The sequence below is a fragment of the Ruegeria sp. AD11(2025) genome (assembly GCF_056542405.1).
The window spans coordinates 43,995-60,402 of the sequence record NZ_JBQFZU010000016.1; the positions used below are offsets into that span (position 1 = coordinate 43,995).

The window sequence follows — 16,408 nt, forward strand, 5'->3', positions numbered from 1 at the left end:
CCCCAACATCGAAACTTCCAATTCGTAAGGAGATACATCATGGAAGGCGATCTCGCACACATCGGCGCAGGCCTGGCAGCAATCGGTTCCGGCGCAGCCGCAATCGGGGTGGGCAACGTTGCAGGCAACTTCCTGGCCGGCGCCCTGCGCAACCCTTCGGCGGCTGCTTCGCAGACCGCAACCCTGTTCATCGGTATCGCATTCGCAGAAGCGCTGGGGATCTTTGCATTCCTGGTCTCGCTGCTGCTGATGTTCGCCGTCTAATCTGCGGAACCTGATCCTTACGCGCAGGTGGGTCCAAGCCATAGCGGCCCACCTGTTGTAAAGACAACGTTCCGACGGAGGACATCATGGCGACTGAACCCATTAGCGAAGAAGTAGTTGGCTCGTGCGTCGACTCGCATGGCTCTGCCATCGGGATGCCACAGCTTTGCTTCGATTGGTTCCCCAACCAGATTTTCTGGCTGGTCATTACGCTGGTCGTCATCTTTCTGGTCCTGTCCCGCGTGGCTCTGCCTCGCATCGCGGCAATCCTGGCTGAGCGTCAGGGGACCATTACAAATGACCTGGCTGCGGCCGAAGATCTGAAGGCCAAGGCGGTCGAGGCCGAAGAAGCCTATAACAAAGCGCTGGCCGATGCCCGTTCTGAGGCACAGCGTATCGCAGCGGAAGCCCGCGCCGAAATCCAGTCTGGTCTGGATGACGCGATTGCCAAAGCGGACGCGGAAATCGCTGCAAAGGCGGCTGAATCGGAAAAGGCAATTGCCGACATCCGTGCCGGTGCGCTGGAAAGCATTCAAGTGGTTGCCAAGGATACGGCGGCTGAACTGGTCACCGCACTGGGCGGCGAGGCGGATGCCAAAGCCATCAACAGTGCCGTTGACGCGCAGACGAAAGGATAAGTGACATGCGGAACACTCTTGCCCTTATCCTGACCGTTGGTGCCGCCAGCCCGGCATTTGCCGCAAGCGGCCCGTTCTTCTCGCTTGGCAACACTGACTTTGTGGTCCTTCTGGGCTTCATCGTTTTCATCGCGGTCCTGTTCTATTTCAAGGTACCGGGCCTGATCGGTGGTGCGCTGGACAACCGCGCCGCGGGCATCAAGTCCGAACTGGAGGAAGCTCGCGCCCTGCACGAAGAAGCGCGCAGCCTGCTGGCCTCGTACGAGCGCAAGCAGCGCGAAGTGCAGACGCAGGCGGATGCCATCGTGGCGGCTGCGAAAGACGACGCCGCTCTGGCTGCGGAACAGGCCAAGGCCGATCTGGAAAAATCCATCGCACGTCGTCTGGCCGCTGCGCAGGACCAGATCGCATCGGCGGAAGCGTCGGCTGTGAAGGAAGTCCGCGATCAGGCCATCACCGTTGCTGTTTCTGCAGCAAACGCGGTTCTGGCCAAGCAGATGACGGCAACACAGGCGAACAAGCTGATCGACGCGGCGATTGCCGATGTAGGCGAAAAGCTGCACTAAGCTTTGCCCAGTACGAACTTTGTGCGACCCGGTAGTTTTCTGCCGGGTTTGCCATTTTTGGAACAGCCTTCTGGTCCGGAGCGACACTCGGGTTGCGCCGCCATAGCAAAGCTGGCCTTAGTCTGCGCGCGCCGACCTGTCGCTGCCAGAGAAAAACACGACTACAGCCAGCACGGTTATCCCGATCTCAACCAAAAACGTCCAGTGGTTGAGAAATGAGAGAATCCAATGCGAGTGCGTGGCCTCAACAGTTACGATTGGGTGGGAGAAGTCCGAAAGCGGCCATAGCCAGGTGATTTCACCGACGATGGAATCCAGCGCCATATGGACCAGCCCACCGGCCCCAAAATAGGCCACGACACGCCCCGCCTGCGGCCGGCGCAATCCGGTGACAAACCCCAACAATACGATACCCGCCCACAAAACCGGGCGATGCGTGAGGTATGCGTGGTGGTGATGTGCCTGGTCGTCGACCAGATAGAACCATAGCATGTCCAGATCCGGTGCGATCGCACCGAGCATCGCCGCGGCGAAGACCGTTTTACCGACATTTGGCGTGGTCGCCCGAAAGACCAGATAGGCCCCTGGTAAATGCCCGATGAACATCAGGTCTGACCTGTCTCGTGCTGCAGCCGTTGCTGCGCGATGGCTTCGTTGCGCTGGGCTTTCTGGTGGTCGTCCATGCATCTCTGGACAAAGCTGAGATGCCTATGAACCGCATCGCGTGCGCCCTGAGGGTCTCGGGCTTGCAGGGCGGTGTTGATGGCTCGGTGCTGGTCCAGAATAGCCCCGCGCGTGGTTTGCTGCTGGAACATGATCTGGCGGTTGTAGAACACGCCCTGTTGCAGCAACTCGTACATCGAACGCATCATGTGCAGCATCACCACGTTATGGCTCGCTTCTATGATGGCCATGTGGAACTGGGCGTCCAACTGCGCCTCATCTTCGGAGGCGTTGCGCCCGTGGGCGGCTTGCATCTTGTCAAAGATCGCCTGCACGACTTTCAGATCGCTGTCCGATCCCAGTCGCGCGGCGCGTTCGGCGGCGAGGCCCTCAAGATCCTTGCGGAACGAGAGGTAATCGAACACCGCCTCTTCATGGCTGCCGAACAACCGGACCAGCGCCGGGGAAAAGGCCGAGCCCAGAACCTCGGCCACGTAGATGCCAGAGCCTGCCTTGGCGGTCAGCAGACCCTGATCCTGCAAGTCCGAGATTGCCTCGCGCAGCGAAGGCCGGGAAACGCCCAACCGGTCCGCCAGTTCACGTTCTGCCGGAAGCCGTTCACCCGGGCGCAGGATACCTCGCAGGATCAGCATCTCGATCTGTTTGACCACCGCGATGGACAGTTTTGCGGGCTGGATTTTCTGAAAAGGCATGGGCGTTCCGAAATTGGTCAAATCATATGACCACGTATTCCGAGTGGGTTCAAGAACGCCCGTTTATTACAATAGGTCAGAACTATTGACATTAAGAGCGCGACGCCTAATCTGCCTGTCGTCAAAGCGGAGGAGATTGATGTCGACGAAAGACCTGTTTGCCACGCGGGCGTCGCGGATGAAGGCGTCCGAAATTCGCGAGTTGCTCAAGCTGCTGGACCAGCCGGGGATCATTTCCTTTGCCGGTGGTATTCCCGATCCAGCGCTGTTCCCTGCGGATGGCTTTGCCTTGGCATTCCAGAACGCGTTGGGATCCGATAGCCAGGCGCAGGCGTTGCAATACTCCATCAGTGAAGGGTATGTGCCGCTGCGCGAATGGCTGGTCGATCACATGCGTCAGATCGGTATCGATTGCGGACTGGACAACATCCTGATCACCTCGGGCTCGCAGCAGGCGCTGGACTACTTAGGCAAGCTCTACCTGTCGCCGGGTGATACCGCACTGGTCGGATGGCCCACCTATCTGGGGGCATTGGCGGCGTTCAACGCCTACGAGCCGCGTTTTGATCGGCTCAGCATCAACGGTAATCGCGGCGCCGCAGAATATAGGGCAGCAGCGGGTGAGGGAGTGGTGAAGTTCGCTTATCTCTCGCCGGACTTCGCCAACCCGACCGGAGAGACCGTGGATCTTCGTGGACGCGAAACCTTGCTGGACCTGGCCGAAGACCTGAACTGTGCCGTCATCGAAGACGGCGCTTATCAGGCGCTGCGCTATGACGGAGAGGCGATCCCGCCGGTTCTGGCGCTGGAACTGGCGCGCAAGGGCTCTATTGAAAACTGTCGGACGGTCTATTGCGGTAGTTTCTCGAAGACCTTGTCTCCGGGATTGCGGGTCGGGTGGGTCGTGGCGGCCAAGCAAGTGATCTCGCAACTTGTGCTGATGAAACAGGCCGCCGATCTGCATTCAGCGACGATCAATCAGATGGCCATCAACGACGTGGCACGGGTCTGCTTTGACACCCATATCCCGATGCTGCGCCGCGTTTACGGTGCGCGTCGTGACGCAATGTTGGCTGCGTTGCGGGAACACATGCCGGACGGGGTTGAGTGGACCAAACCCGAAGGCGGTATGTTCATCTGGGTGACGCTCCCTAAGGGCACGGTTGGGTCCGAACTGCTGGCGCGGGCGCTGGAAACGGTCAAAGTGGCATTTGTCCCCGGTCAAGCGTTTTTTCCGGACGGGTCCGGTGCCAATACGATCCGGCTGAGTTTTTCGAACTCGGATGAGGAAACAGTCCGCGAGGGTGTTCGCCGCTTGGGCGAAGTGCTGCGCGCATGAACCGGGAAAGGTTCTGTTAACTGTATTGCGGCAAAGCTGGTGGTATGATCCGGTATCTTCCCCTCTTCGTGCTGGCCGCTTGTTCGGCCGGCACGCCTTACTTTCGCGACGTGCCTGCCACCCGGATCGCGGTGAATGGCAGTATCTTCGATGTGCGTGTGCGCGGAGAGCTGGCCGAGGCAGTTCGGGTCAACACCCAATACGCGCCGCGTCTTGGGCCGATCCGTGACCGGGCCGTTTTGGCCATGGCGCAGGTCTCGGGCTGTCCGATTCTGGATGTATTGGGTGATGCGGCGGTGACCGTTGGCGTGCTGGGATGCGACCGTGAGGCAGGGGAACGGTTGCTGCTGACGGCTGTGTCGACCCCCAATTACGAATGCATTGATTACGGTATCTATGAAAACATCGGCAGCGGGAGCGGCTATCAGGTTTTTGAGTGCACGCCCTACTGAGATACGCGTATTTCTGCGTATTTTGCCAAGATATTGTGGATAAGTCGACCTGATATCCCACATCCTGCGCATCTCCGTTGACTCACCCCCAATCGGTTGCGCACACTTCCAGTTATAGGAATCACAGGACCCATTGCCTTTGCGCTTTAGCAAACTCAAACTCACCGGCTTTAAAAGCTTTGTTGATCCGACCGATCTGATCATCGCGGATGGGTTGACTGGTGTGGTGGGTCCGAACGGCTGCGGCAAGTCAAACCTTCTGGAAGCGTTGCGTTGGGTGATGGGCGAAAACCGCCCTAAGTCCATGCGCGGTGGCGCGATGGAGGATGTGATTTTCGCTGGGGCGGCGACGCGCCCCGCCCGAAACTTTGCCGAGGTTGTCCTGACCATGGACAACTCGGAACGGCTGGCGCCGTCTGGGTTCAACGACGCGGATCAGTTGGAAATCGTGCGTCGCATCACGCGGGATGTCGGCAGTGCCTATAAGACCAACGGCAAGGATGTACGGGCGCGCGATGTGCAGATGCTGTTTGCGGATGCTTCGACTGGTGCGCATTCGCCCGCGTTGGTGGGGCAGAACCGCATTGCCGAACTGATCAACGCCAAGCCCCGCGCCCGTCGCCGCATTCTGGAAGAGGCTGCCGGGATCTCGGGCCTGTATCAGCGCCGTCACGAGGCCGAGCTGAAGTTGAAGGGTACCGAGGCCAACCTGACCCGCGTGGATGACGTGCTGGAACAGCTGGGCACCCAACTGGCGCAACTCGCGCGTCAGGCTCGGCAGGCCGCGCGTTATCGCGAGATTGGCGAACAGTTGCGCCAAGCTGAAGGCATGCTGCTCTATCGCCGTTGGAAAGAGGCTGACATGGCCCGCCAGCAGGCCGAGGAAAAACTACGCGATCGGATCACCGAGGCCTCGCGCGCCGAGGCCGAGGCCCGCGCTGCCGCCACAAATCGTGCCGAGATCGAAGAGACCCTGCCACCGCTGCGCGAGGAAGAGGCCATTGCCGCTGCTGTTCTGCAACGCCAACAGGTGCAGCGCGATCAACTGTCGGATCAGGAAACCCGCGCCCGCCAGACGATTGAAACGCTGACCAACCGTATCCAGCAATTGGCCCATGATATCGAACGCGAGACCGGCCTGAACCGTGACGCAGGTCAGATGATCGAGCGTTTGGAATGGGAAGCCCGTGAGCTGGCCAAGGCTGCGGAGGGACACGAAGACAAGGTCGCCGAGGCTGCCGAGATCGCCCAAGAGGCGGCTGCGGTGTTGCAGAACCGGGAAGATCACCTGTCGCAGGAAACCGAGGACATGGCGCGGCTGGTTGCCCGCCACCAGTCGGCGCAGCGTTTGGTTGAAGACAGCCGCAAGACGCTGGCCCGGTCCGAGGGTGAAGAAGAAAAGGCGCGCGCGGCGGTGGAGGATGCTCGTACCGCTCTGACCCGCGCCAGCGAAGCGTTCGAGTCGGCGCAAGAGGGTGAGGAAGAGGCCCGCGAAGCCGCCGAAGCCGCCGAAGAGGCGCTGGCTGCAGCCGACGAGTTGCGCAACGACACACAGGCGCGTGAGGCCGAAGCCCGCGCGCAACGTTCCGAGGCCGAGGGTGAACTGGGTGCGATCCGGGCCGAGACCACCGCTTTGGCCAAGTTGGTCGAACGCGACACGGCTGAGGGCGGGCAGGTGCTTGACCTGCTGCGTGTGGAACCTGGTTACGAGAAGGCTTTGGGCGCGGCATTGGCTGATGATTTGCGCGCGCCCCTGGTCGAAGGGGATGGTCCCTCCGGCTGGGTGCAGGTTGCGGGTTACGATGCTGACCAGACTTTGCCGGATGGGGTTGAACCGCTGGCGCTGCATGTGTCTGGCCCGGATCGGCTGAGCCGCCGGATCGCGCAGATCGGATTGGTTGATGCGGATCAGGGCGCGCGTTTGCAGACCTCGTTGAAACCGGGTCAGCGGTTGGTGTCGCGCTCGGGTGACCTGTGGCGCTGGGACGGGTTTCGCGCTTGGGCCGAGGATGCACCCAGTGCGGCGGCTCTGCGTTTGGAACAACTCAACAAGCTGGAAGCGCTGAAACAGGAACTTGCCAGGACCGAGGCGCAGGCCGATGGAGCTCGCGCCGCGCATGAGGCGTTGTCGCTGCGACTGGCGGACGTGACAGAAGCCGACCGTCGCGCACGAGAAGCCCGCCGCGCCGCCGATCAGCGCATGGCCGAAACCGCGCGTCAGCTCAGCCGGGCCGAAGCGGACCGCAATCTGGCTCAGGGCAAGCTGGAGACCCTGACCCTTGCCGTCGACCGCCACAAGGAAGACGCCATGTCCGCTCGCGCGCAATTGCGCGAGGCCGAGGGCGCGCTGGCCGGTCTGGGTAACCTCGACAGCGCCCGTGCTCAGGTTGAGGACATCAAACAGACGGTCGAGGCGGCGCGGATCACCATGCTGACCCATCGCTCTTCCCATGACGAGCTGCGCCGCGAGGGCGAGGCCCGCACGCGCCGCACACAGGAAGTGACCAAGGACCTCAGCGGCTGGAAGCACCGTCTGGAGACGGCCGAAAAACGAATCTCAGAATTGGCGGAACGCAAGGAGGGCTCGGAAGAGGAGCTGTCCGATGCCATGGCCGCCCCCTCTGAGATCGCCGAGGCGCGGGAAGAACTGAACGAGTTGATCGAAGCCGCGGAAGCCCGTCGTGCCGAGGCCGGCGACAAGCTGGCCAAAGCCGAGACACAGCAGCGTGAAGCCGTGATAGCGGAGCGGGATGCAGAACGTCTGGCTTCGGAAGCGCGTGAGTCCCGTGCTGCGGCTGAGGCGCGATGCGATGCGGCCAAGGAAAGCGTGACGGCTGCTGCAGAACGGATTGCCGAGGATCAGCAACTGACGCCGAACCAGTTGCTGAACCAGCTGGATGCAAACCCCGACCAGATGCCTGCGGCCGATGCCTTGGAGGCCGAAGTTAACCGCCACAAGCGTCAGCGCGATGCGATGGGGGCTGTAAACCTGCGGGCCGAAGAGGACAGTAAGGAAGTTCAGGAAGAGTTTGACACGCTGAATACGGAAAAGGCGGACCTGGAAGAGGCGATCAAGGCCCTACGCAGCGGTATTGCCAGTCTCAACCGGGAAGGGCGCGAACGTCTGCTGACCGCATTCGAACAGGTGAACTCGAACTTTGCCATGCTGTTCAAGCACCTGTTCGGCGGTGGTGAGGCCAATCTGGTAATGGTTGAAAGTGACGACCCGCTGGACGCGGGCCTTGAAATCATGTGCCAGCCGCCGGGCAAGAAACTCTCGACCCTCAGCCTGTTGTCGGGCGGGGAACAGACCCTGACCGCCACCGCGCTGATCTTTGGCGTCTTCCTTGCCAACCCCGCCCCGATTTGCGTTCTGGACGAGGTCGATGCGCCTTTGGACGATGCCAACGTGACCAGGTTCTGCGACCTGCTGGACGAGATGTGCCGCCAGACCGACACGCGGTTCCTGATCATCACCCACCACGCAGTGACGATGGCGCGGATGGACCGGCTGTTCGGCGTGACCATGCAGGAACAGGGCGTCAGCCAACTGGTCTCGGTCGACCTGAAGAAGGCCGAGCAGATGGTGGCCTGACAGTTCACTGCAACGTTATGACCATCTGGTGGCACCACAGGGTAAGCTGGCCGCATGACCCGATATCTGATCCTTGCCCTGCTGACAGCCAGCCCGACCATCGCCGCCGAGTGGCCCACCAAGCCCGGAGATGTGCCCCTGTCCCCCGAGGAACTAAGCGCCTTGGCGGGCCAGACGTTCACCTTCTACGATGACGGACAGGCCGCTTTTTCGGCCGGAGGCTCCTATTCCTATACCTACGCCAGCGGAGACGCGGCCTTTGGCACTTACTCCATCGCTGAGGACGGCAGCGTCTGTATCGCCTATCGCAACGGGTTTAGCCGGTGTGACCTGTATGTGCGCAGCGGCGAGCGGTTGATCCTGATCGATGAGAAAGGAGATCGCTACCCAGTACGTTCGGAGTGAGGCGGACGATCTCCGCAACCTGCTGTCCAACCTGCTCGGCCGGTCAGGTCAACCACTCCCCCGGCACTGCGATCTCTGGTCGTACGGCGTGATGCGCCACATCCAGAGGGTGCGGCAGCTTTGAAATCGGTCGTTTTTCTTTAATGCGATCATTGCGGATAAACGTGGCTTCGACGACGCGGGGGAATTCAACGCCTTCGATCGTCACCGATCCAGACGCATTGTTGGTATGCAGATGGGTGCAGGTGAATTTTGCCCCAATTGCCGTGTACAGCGGTTTCGCTTTTTCAAAAAAGTTCGGTTTGGTCAGGATGGATGGAATCCGGTGAAGCTCGATCACAATGATCCGGAACCGATCAATGCAAGCCTCGGGAACGCTTTCAAAGACCGGGTACTCGGCCGCTTCGATATCCATTTGAAGCATCAGATCCCCGGTTTCCGGAGCGTGCTGCACCATCCAGTCCGCAAGTGAAATCACATCGCCTTCAGTTTGTGCACCCAAATACTGCTTTGAGAAAATCGCACCGGGAATTTGTTCTGCAGGCCCATCCACCGAAGCGTCGGCCATGATCGACGGAATACCCCATTTGGCCAGATCAAGCTCAAAGCTCGACTGTTGCGAAACGCCGGGTGAAAAACACGCCTTGATACCAGCAAGATCATTGGGAACCAGATAGCCTCCGTCGCCGAAAGCCCCAATCCGGATCAAGGGATGCCCCACATCATAAGGGCGCAAAACATCAGCGAGCAATTTCCGGCGGTCATCAATTGTCATGAATAGGTCTCAGGGCTTCGCATGTGCTTGGATCATCCTAGAGAATTGTCGATTTCTCCGCAAACGATTGATGGCTCGAATGGCCAAATCCCGAACTTACGGATCAATAGAGTCTCTGATGACCTCCGGAGAACACGGCTGGATCTCAAAGACGCCCAAGTAGGTCCGCTGTAGGCCAGGCATCCGCCGGAAGCCCTAACCGCGCCTGCTCCGCCTGAACGGCTGCCCGGGTGCCAGCCCCCAGAATGCCGTCGATCTTGCCAACATCATGGCCACGTGCCTGCAGTTTACTCTGCAACTGCTTCATCTGCGCACCAGACAGGCTTGGTGTCGCGTTGCCCGCGTCGTAGACTTGCGCACCCTCAAGCCGAGTACCGAAATAGGCAGCGGTCAGGACGTAGACAAAGCTCTGGTTCCATTCGAAATAGACGTCGAAATTGGGGTAGGCCAGAAAGGCGGGTCCGTTGTGCCCCTGCGGTAGGATCAGCGAGGCGGGCAGGTTGGCCAGCGATCCGCTGCGCGCCTTGACCCCCATTGCCTGCCATTCAGAGATCGAGCGCGGTTTGCCGGGGCCGGACAGCGACCAGTCCATCTGCGCGGGCACCGTGACCTCTTGCAACCAGGGCTGACCCGGTTGCCAGCCCAGATGCGACAGCATCTTGGCGCCCGACATCAGGGCATCCGGGGCCGAGGTTTTCAGCGAGACCTTACCATCGCCATCCCCGTCCACACCGTTTTCGATGATGTCACGCGGCAGCATCTGTACCATGCCGATCTCTCCGGCCCAGGCGCCAGTGGTGCGGGCGGGGTCGAAATTGCCCTGTTGGTACAGCTCAATCGCGGCGAACACCTGCGGGCGGAACAACTCGGGGCGGCGGCAGTCATGAGCCAGCGTCACCAGCGCGTTGCGGGTGTTGAAATCGCCCTGAAACGCGCCGTAATCGGTCTCGAACGCCCAGAAGGCCAGAAGCACCCCGCGCGAGACGCCATATTCCGCCTCGATCCGGTCGAACACAGCGTCGTATTTGCGTGACATGGACTGACCGCGTTCAATCCGGTTTTGCGAGATCAGGTGGCGGGAAAAGTCAATGAACGGTTTCTGGAACACGCCCTGCGCGCGATCGGCTTTCAATACCGCGCCGTCCTGCTGCACGCCTTTGAAAAATGCGTTGACGGTGGATTTGTTGAAACCTTGTTGAACGGCCTCGCCCTTCAAACCCTTGATGAAGGAATTGAAACCGCCACCGCATTCGGCCAGAGCAGGCGAGGCGAGCAGGGCGGCGGCAACAAGGCCAGTGAGAATGCGCATGGTGGCTCCGTCAGAAAATAAAGTTGAGCCCAACCCACACCGACATGAGGCCAAGCGCAAGCCCCCAGACCTTCCACAGCATGTTACATGCGCGGAAAACCTCCGGCGCGCCGATTTCGCGCGGAGCATTGCCGTTAACCCAGGCCAGATCGCGGACCTGCCCGTCATAGCTGCGCGGGCCGGCGAGGGCGACGTTCAGGGCGCGCGCCATCGCGGCCTCGGGCCAACCGGCATTGGGTGAGATGTGGCGGCGCGCATCCGTCACCATCTCGGGCCAGCGCGTCCGTTGGTCGGACAGCGCCACGATCATCAAGCAGGTCAAACGGGCAGGGATCAGGTTCAGCACGTCATCCAGACGGGCAGCGGCCCAGCCGAAGTCGCGGTATTTTTCGGTGCGGTAGCCAATCATGCTGTCGGCGGTATTGATCGCCTTGTAGATCAGCAGGCCCGGCAAACCGGCGACCAGAAACCAGAATGCGGGCGCAATGATCCCGTCACTGAGGTTTTCCGCAGCGCTTTCAATTGCTGACCGGGCCACCTGCGCCTCGGTCATGTCGCGCGTGTCGCGCGAAACGATCATCGCGACCTTTGCGCGACCTTCGGAAAGCGACGTTTGCAGCCCGTCTCCCACGTCGCGCACATGGGTCACCAGCGATTTCTGGGCCAGCAGGATGGCGCAAATGACAATCTCGACTACCGGACCCAGCAGGGCCAGCAATTGCCCCAAGACCAGCGAGCCGCAAAGCAGCAAGGCCACCACGGCAACCCCTTTCAACCGCCGTTGTGCCCCGTGATTCAGGCGCTCGTCCAACCAGCCGATAATGTTTCCCATCATCACTGCCGGGTGTTTCACCCGTGACCACAACCACTCCGGCTCACCCAGGGCGGCGTCCATACACATGGCGCAGACCAGCAGGAAGGCCGTGCTCACAACGCGGCCTCCAATCTGCTCCAACTGTCCGCAGGGGGCAGGCCAAGCCGCAGGTAGGTTTTGGAATACGGAAAGACGCGGCTCCAGATATGGGAGAGGGCAAGGCGGTCCTGCCAGTCGGTGGCGCTGTCAACTTCATACAGACGGAACAGGGTGGTGCCGCCCACAAGGGCTGCACCTCTGGCGGTCATCAGATCGTCCAGCCGGGTGGTCTCGGTGGTCAACCGTTGGCGTGTGGCGTTGGCCCATTCAATGTCCTGCAAAGCGCGCGTTCCGATCCGCAGGGCGGGTCCAGAGACGGCCCACGGGCCGGTCAAATCGTTCAGCCGGGCGATCAGGTCGGGCTGGCCGATGGCGAAACCCAGCCGCAACCCGGCCAAGCCCCAGAATTTGCCGAAACTCTTCAGTACGACTACGCCGGGCCGCGTGGCCAGGTGGATCAACGATGCCTCGGGGCAGACATCGCAAAAGCTCTCGTCGATCACGGTCAAAGGGGCGCTTGCGTCCGCCTCGGTCCAGGCCCGCCCGTCAGGGTTGTTCGGATGCACGATGACGCGGGCCTGAGCCGGGCCGTCGGGCCGCACAGACCATCCCTGCGCGGTGAAGGCGGCGGCGTGTTCATTGTAGGTGGGTGTCGTGATCTGAACCCGGCCTTGTGGCGCCAGCGCAGGAATGCGTGCAATCACGGCCGAGGCACCGGGTGCAGGCAGAATCGCGGCACCCTCTGGGACGAACCAGAATTGGCGCGCGGCCTCTGTCAGACGTTCAAACGCGCCGTGATCGGGCAATTCGGCCCAGTCCGAGGGGGTCAGGCCTGAAACCTCGTATGGGTGAGGGTTTATTCCGGTGGACAAGTCCATCCAATCCGCGCGGGTTCCACCATAGTGGGCGATGGCCCCATCCAGCCCTCCGCCATGGTCACGCGCGGCGCGTGGGTTCAAATTATCGGTATCGCTTGCCATGGATTTCTCGCCGGAATCGCTAGTTTCGGCCTGCTTCAAGCGGATTTTTGCCATTTACACAAGCAAATCCGCCCGTTCAGTGCTGCCAACCGGCGTCGTTAACACTTTGTTAAGGAATAAGCGTGATCACGATTTACGGGGGACGGCACCAGACACTCTATCATGTGCCGAGGTTGTTGCGAATGAATGTTTTGATAGTTGAGAGTAATCCCGATCTTGGTCGGGTGTGGAAAAGGCATCTTGAACGGCACGGCGCCGAAGTAACGCTGGTGCCGGGGCAAGAGGCAGCGATTCTTGCGCTCTACGGTCAGAACTTCGATATCATTGTGCTGGACTTGGTGCTGGAAACCGGCAGTGCGTTGGCAGTGGCCGATTTCGCCAGCTACCGCCGACCCGAGGCGCGGGTGATCTTTGTCACCAACACCACTTTTTTCTCGGACGGGTCGATTTTTGCCCACAGCCCCAACGCTTGCGCCTATGTGCAAAGCGCGACGCCGCCAGAGGATCTGGCGGCGATGGTCGAACACTACGCGGCAGGTCGCTGATCCCGTCCATGAGGCTCCAGATAGTCCAGAACGGGGTTCACCGGGATGATCCGGTGCGGGTTAATCGTGTCGTGGCTGAAGTGGTAGTGGCGCACGATATGGGCCATGTTCACTGTGTCGGCGACGCCCGGCCACTGATACAGTTCGCGAGTATAGGCCCATAGATTCGGGTAATCAGCCAGCCGACGACGGTTGCATTTGAAATGCAGGTGGTAGACCGGGTCAAACCGGATCAGGGTGGTGAACAGGCGCCAGTCGGCCTCGGTCACGTGGTCACCCATCAGGTAGCGGTTCCGGGACAGGCGGTCGTCGAGCCAGTCCAGCGTGTCGAACAGCGGGGCTACGGCCGCGTCATAAGCCTGTTGGGTAGTGGCAAAGCCTGCCTTGTAGACGCCGTTATTGACGTCGGAATAGACGCGCGCGTTGATTTCTTCGATTTCATCCCGTATCGCTTCGGGCCAGTAGTCGTCAGTATTGCCAGTGATGCCGTCAAAGGCCGCATTGAACATTCGGATGATTTCCGAGCTTTCGTTGGAAACGATGGTCTCCTGCAGCTTGTCCCACAGGATTGGAACGGTGACACGACCCGTATAGCTGGGGTCGGCCTTGGTATAAATCTGGTGCGCGAAATCGAAATCATAGAGCGTATCGCCCGTCGCGCCGTGGTCATCTGTTTCGAATGTCCAGCCCTTGTCCAGCATGTCCGGATGCACAACTGAAACCGAGATCAGGTCGCTCAGCCCCTTCAACTCGCGGAATATCAACGTGCGGTGCGCCCAGGGGCAGGCGTGGCTGACATAGAGGTGATAGCGATCGGGTTCTACCTTGAAACCACCTTTGCCGGATGGGCCTGCACTGCCATCCGCAGTCAGCCAGTTGCGAAACTGCGCGGCGCTGCGTTTGAACGCGCCGCCGGTAGATTTGGTGTCATACCATGTGTCGTGCCATTTGCCGTCAACCAACAGGCCCATTGCGCATCCTCCGCTTTTCGATTTCAGCAAAGATAGGGCTTTGTGCGGGGCCATCCCACGTCAGAAGCCGCGCATTGGGTCTGCGTGGACGCACAACCCTGATTGAGATTTCCGCGCAACAGGTTGAATTTGTACCTCGCTATGTGACCGCCTTCACTGGATTTTTACAGTCAATGCCGCACAATGGAGTCCGTTTTCCGGGGGGAACTTATTATGACAACCTATGTTTCTAAGGAGATGAGTGCCGAATTGGATGCGGCGCGAATCGCAGGATTGAAGAAAACCAGCCGCCTTCGTGTGGAATTTGGCGACAATACCTTCAAAATCCTCAGATTGTGGAAAGATGGCTTCACGGTCGAGGCCGAAACCACGCCGCAATTGCGCGGGCTGGTCGATATTTACGATGGTTCGCGTCACCTGTACCAATGCCTGATCATCGCAGATGACGAGGAAGCGGGCGAGATGCGTTATGAATTCAAGCGCAGCACTGCCGCGGCCGACAAGGCTCCGCTGGATTTCTACCGCGCGCCGGACGCACCGATTGCGTTGTTGGGGTACGAGGACTAGGGGCGGATTTCCACAACGGTGCCGGTGGGCGTCATGCTCCAAAGCCGCGTCATTTCGGTATTCGACAGGGCGATGCAGCCCGCAGTCCAATCACCGGGCAGGGTCAGGCCAGTGACGCCGTTCGGCTGCCCGTGGATGAAAATGTCTCCGCCCGGATCAATGCCCTGGTTTTGCGCGCGGTCGATATCTTCTGGCAACGGATAGTTGATCCCGAGTGATAGGTGGAAAGCGCTCTGCGGGTTGCGTCGGTCGATCCGAAAGATTCCAATCGGGGTCTTGCCGTCACCTTCTTGCTGTTTGTCGCCGTCGGGCTCAAACCCCAGTGCGATATCCGCCTGCATGACAATCGCACCGTTCAATGATGCGATCAGTTTGCGGTTGGATTTTTCGATCAGGATATAGTCGATTTGCGTGGCCTCGGGGGCCATTGGCGGCGTGGGTGGACGTGGCCCGAACCGATGCCAACCAATCCACACCGCGCCCATCAGGCAGATCAACAGGACGATACGCGCTACCCGCCGCATGACCTTATTGCAAATCGGCAAACGCGTTTTTCAGGCGGGCGCAGGCCTCTTCCACCCGCGTGCGTTGCGTGGCGAGGTTGAACCGTTCGAAATTTTCACCACCTGCGCCAAACCCTGGGCCGGAGGAGGTGGCGATTCTGGCGTCTTCGCGCAGGCGGCGAACGAAATCATCATGCGACATCCCAGTGCCCGAGAAATCGACCCAGGCCAGATAGGTCGCCTGCAGGGGCATCGACCACAGGCCGGGGATGTCGGCGATGGTCGCGTCGAACAGTTTGCGGTTACTGTCCAGATGGGCGATCTGCTCATCGACCCAAGCCGCACCTTCTGGGGAATAGGCGGCGGCGATCATGGCGACACCCAGCGCACTGGGGGCATAGTCCAGCGTGTGCAGCCGATAGCGCATGGCCGCGCGCAGCTCGGGGTCGGGGATGATCATGTTGCCAGTGCGCTGACCCGCGATATTGAACGTTTTGGACGCCGCCGTCAGCGTCACCGTCCATGGTCTTGCATCGGGTGCGGCCACATCCATCGGCACAAATTTGTGGCCGGGGTAGACCAGATCGTGGTGAATCTCGTCCGAGACCAGGACCAACCCGTTCCGCTCGGCAAACGCGGCTACGGCGCGCAGTTCGTCCGACGCCCAGACGCGCCCCGAGGGGTTCTGCGGCGAGCACCACAGCAGCATCTTTTCCGACCCGTCCAGCCGCGACTGTGCGTCTTCCAGATCGACGCCATAGCTGTCGCCTTCACGGACCAGTGGACACTCCACCAAGCGGCGGCCGGATTTGTTCACCTTGTAGGCAAACTCATGGTAGACAGGCGTGAAGATCACCACCCCGTCACCCGGGTCGGTCCAAACGTCCAGACACAGTGCAATTGCGTTGCCCAGCCCCTGCGAAGTCAACGCCCAGTCGGTGTCGATTTCCCAGTCGTGGCGGTTCTTCATCCACCATTGGACCGAGGCCAGATAGTCTGGATGTGTCCAGGAATAGCCAAAGATACCGTGATCGGCCGCTTCGCGAACCGCTTTGATCACACAGGGTGCGGTGGCATAGTCGGAATCGGCCGTCCACATGGCCAGCCCGTCCTGTAGCGGCACGCCGTACAGGTCTTCCATCTTGTCCCATTTGGAACTGTTCGTTCCCCGGCGGTCGATCAGGTCGTTGAAAGTCATGTCTGCTCCGTC

General features: G+C 60.4%; 18 protein-coding genes. 9 read left to right on the forward strand and 9 right to left on the reverse strand.

Annotated features, from left to right (window positions below; all coding sequences use genetic code 11):
- Nucleotides 1–39 precede the first annotated feature (39 nt).
- From ACR1XY_RS15580 to ACR1XY_RS15590, 3 genes are all read left to right on the forward strand, one after another.
- Nucleotides 40–264, forward strand: a complete 225-nt coding sequence (locus ACR1XY_RS15580) for a F0F1 ATP synthase subunit C (RefSeq protein ID WP_005981269.1) — start codon at nt 40–42, stop codon at nt 262–264.
- 86 nt (nt 265–350) lie between these two features.
- Entirely contained in the window at nt 351–902 is a 552-nt protein-coding gene (locus ACR1XY_RS15585) for a F0F1 ATP synthase subunit B' (protein ID WP_170694642.1), read from the forward strand.
- A gap of 5 nt (nt 903–907) precedes the next feature.
- On the forward strand, nt 908–1,468 hold the full coding sequence (locus ACR1XY_RS15590; protein WP_480594531.1) for a F0F1 ATP synthase subunit B: 561 nt from the start codon (nt 908–910) through the stop codon (nt 1,466–1,468).
- Between the two features lie 117 nt (nt 1,469–1,585).
- On the opposite strand, the gene ACR1XY_RS15595 is transcribed toward ACR1XY_RS15590, so the two are convergent.
- Nucleotides 1,586–2,074 (reverse strand): metal-dependent hydrolase, encoded by a 489-nt coding sequence (locus tag ACR1XY_RS15595; protein WP_480594532.1) that lies wholly within the window; start codon nt 2,072–2,074, stop codon nt 1,586–1,588.
- The gene (locus ACR1XY_RS15600) at nt 2,074–2,844 is read right to left on the reverse strand and encodes an FCD domain-containing protein (protein WP_480594533.1); all 771 of its coding nucleotides are present in this window, start codon (nt 2,842–2,844) and stop codon (nt 2,074–2,076) included. Before ACR1XY_RS15600 ends, ACR1XY_RS15595 begins: the two co-directional genes overlap by 1 nt.
- Before the next feature lie 139 nt (nt 2,845–2,983).
- Between ACR1XY_RS15600 and ACR1XY_RS15605 the strand changes: the two genes are divergently transcribed.
- The 4 genes from ACR1XY_RS15605 to ACR1XY_RS15620 all read left to right on the forward strand — a co-directional run bounded on the left by ACR1XY_RS15605 (nt 2,984) and on the right by ACR1XY_RS15620 (nt 8,635).
- Nucleotides 2,984–4,183, forward strand: a complete 1,200-nt coding sequence (locus ACR1XY_RS15605; protein ID WP_480594534.1) for an aminotransferase-like domain-containing protein — start codon at nt 2,984–2,986, stop codon at nt 4,181–4,183.
- Between the two features lie 44 nt (nt 4,184–4,227).
- On the forward strand, nt 4,228–4,635 hold the full coding sequence (locus tag ACR1XY_RS15610) for a hypothetical protein (protein ID WP_480594535.1): 408 nt from the start codon (nt 4,228–4,230) through the stop codon (nt 4,633–4,635).
- 139 nt (nt 4,636–4,774) lie between these two features.
- A complete protein-coding gene (locus tag ACR1XY_RS15615; RefSeq protein WP_480594536.1) occupies nt 4,775–8,230 on the forward strand; it encodes a chromosome segregation SMC family protein in 3,456 nt (1,151 codons plus the stop codon).
- Between the two features lie 54 nt (nt 8,231–8,284).
- Nucleotides 8,285–8,635: a hypothetical protein gene (locus ACR1XY_RS15620; RefSeq protein ID WP_480594537.1), complete on the forward strand. Its 351-nt coding sequence runs from the start codon at nt 8,285–8,287 to the stop codon at nt 8,633–8,635.
- Nucleotides 8,636–8,678: 43 nt separating this feature from the next.
- Here ACR1XY_RS15620 and ACR1XY_RS15625 read toward each other — a convergent pair whose 3' ends face one another.
- The 4 genes from ACR1XY_RS15625 to ACR1XY_RS15640 form a co-directional block, all read right to left on the reverse strand.
- A complete protein-coding gene (locus ACR1XY_RS15625) occupies nt 8,679–9,410 on the reverse strand; it encodes a hypothetical protein (RefSeq protein WP_480594538.1) in 732 nt (243 codons plus the stop codon).
- Nucleotides 9,411–9,555: 145 nt separating this feature from the next.
- On the reverse strand, nt 9,556–10,719 hold the full coding sequence (locus ACR1XY_RS15630; RefSeq protein WP_480594539.1) for a lytic murein transglycosylase: 1,164 nt from the start codon (nt 10,717–10,719) through the stop codon (nt 9,556–9,558).
- A 10-nt stretch (nt 10,720–10,729) separates the two neighbouring features.
- Entirely contained in the window at nt 10,730–11,650 is a 921-nt protein-coding gene (gene cbiB, locus ACR1XY_RS15635; RefSeq protein ID WP_480594540.1) for an adenosylcobinamide-phosphate synthase CbiB, read from the reverse strand.
- Nucleotides 11,647–12,612 (reverse strand): threonine-phosphate decarboxylase, encoded by a 966-nt coding sequence (locus tag ACR1XY_RS15640; RefSeq protein ID WP_480594592.1) that lies wholly within the window; start codon nt 12,610–12,612, stop codon nt 11,647–11,649. The genes cbiB and ACR1XY_RS15640 overlap by 4 nt, the downstream gene beginning before the upstream one ends.
- A 182-nt stretch (nt 12,613–12,794) precedes the next feature.
- Between ACR1XY_RS15640 and ACR1XY_RS15645 the strand changes: the two genes are divergently transcribed.
- Nucleotides 12,795–13,157 (forward strand): response regulator transcription factor, encoded by a 363-nt coding sequence (locus ACR1XY_RS15645; RefSeq protein WP_480594541.1) that lies wholly within the window; start codon nt 12,795–12,797, stop codon nt 13,155–13,157.
- Here the strand turns inward: ACR1XY_RS15645 and ACR1XY_RS15650 are convergent.
- The gene (locus tag ACR1XY_RS15650) at nt 13,139–14,128 is read right to left on the reverse strand and encodes a glutathione S-transferase family protein (protein WP_480594542.1); all 990 of its coding nucleotides are present in this window, start codon (nt 14,126–14,128) and stop codon (nt 13,139–13,141) included. The two genes, ACR1XY_RS15645 and ACR1XY_RS15650, sit on opposite strands and share 19 nt — an antisense overlap.
- Nucleotides 14,129–14,341: 213 nt before the next feature.
- Here ACR1XY_RS15650 and ACR1XY_RS15655 point away from each other — a divergent pair, with 213 nt between their 5' ends.
- On the forward strand, nt 14,342–14,695 hold the full coding sequence (locus tag ACR1XY_RS15655; protein WP_480594543.1) for a hypothetical protein: 354 nt from the start codon (nt 14,342–14,344) through the stop codon (nt 14,693–14,695).
- Here the strand turns inward: ACR1XY_RS15655 and ACR1XY_RS15660 are convergent.
- Nucleotides 14,692–15,219, reverse strand: a complete 528-nt coding sequence (locus ACR1XY_RS15660; protein WP_480594544.1) for a L,D-transpeptidase family protein — start codon at nt 15,217–15,219, stop codon at nt 14,692–14,694. The two genes, ACR1XY_RS15655 and ACR1XY_RS15660, sit on opposite strands and share 4 nt — an antisense overlap.
- A gap of 4 nt (nt 15,220–15,223) precedes the next feature.
- The gene (locus ACR1XY_RS15665; protein WP_480594545.1) at nt 15,224–16,396 is read right to left on the reverse strand and encodes a MalY/PatB family protein; all 1,173 of its coding nucleotides are present in this window, start codon (nt 16,394–16,396) and stop codon (nt 15,224–15,226) included.
- Nucleotides 16,397–16,408: the final 12 nt, after the last annotated feature.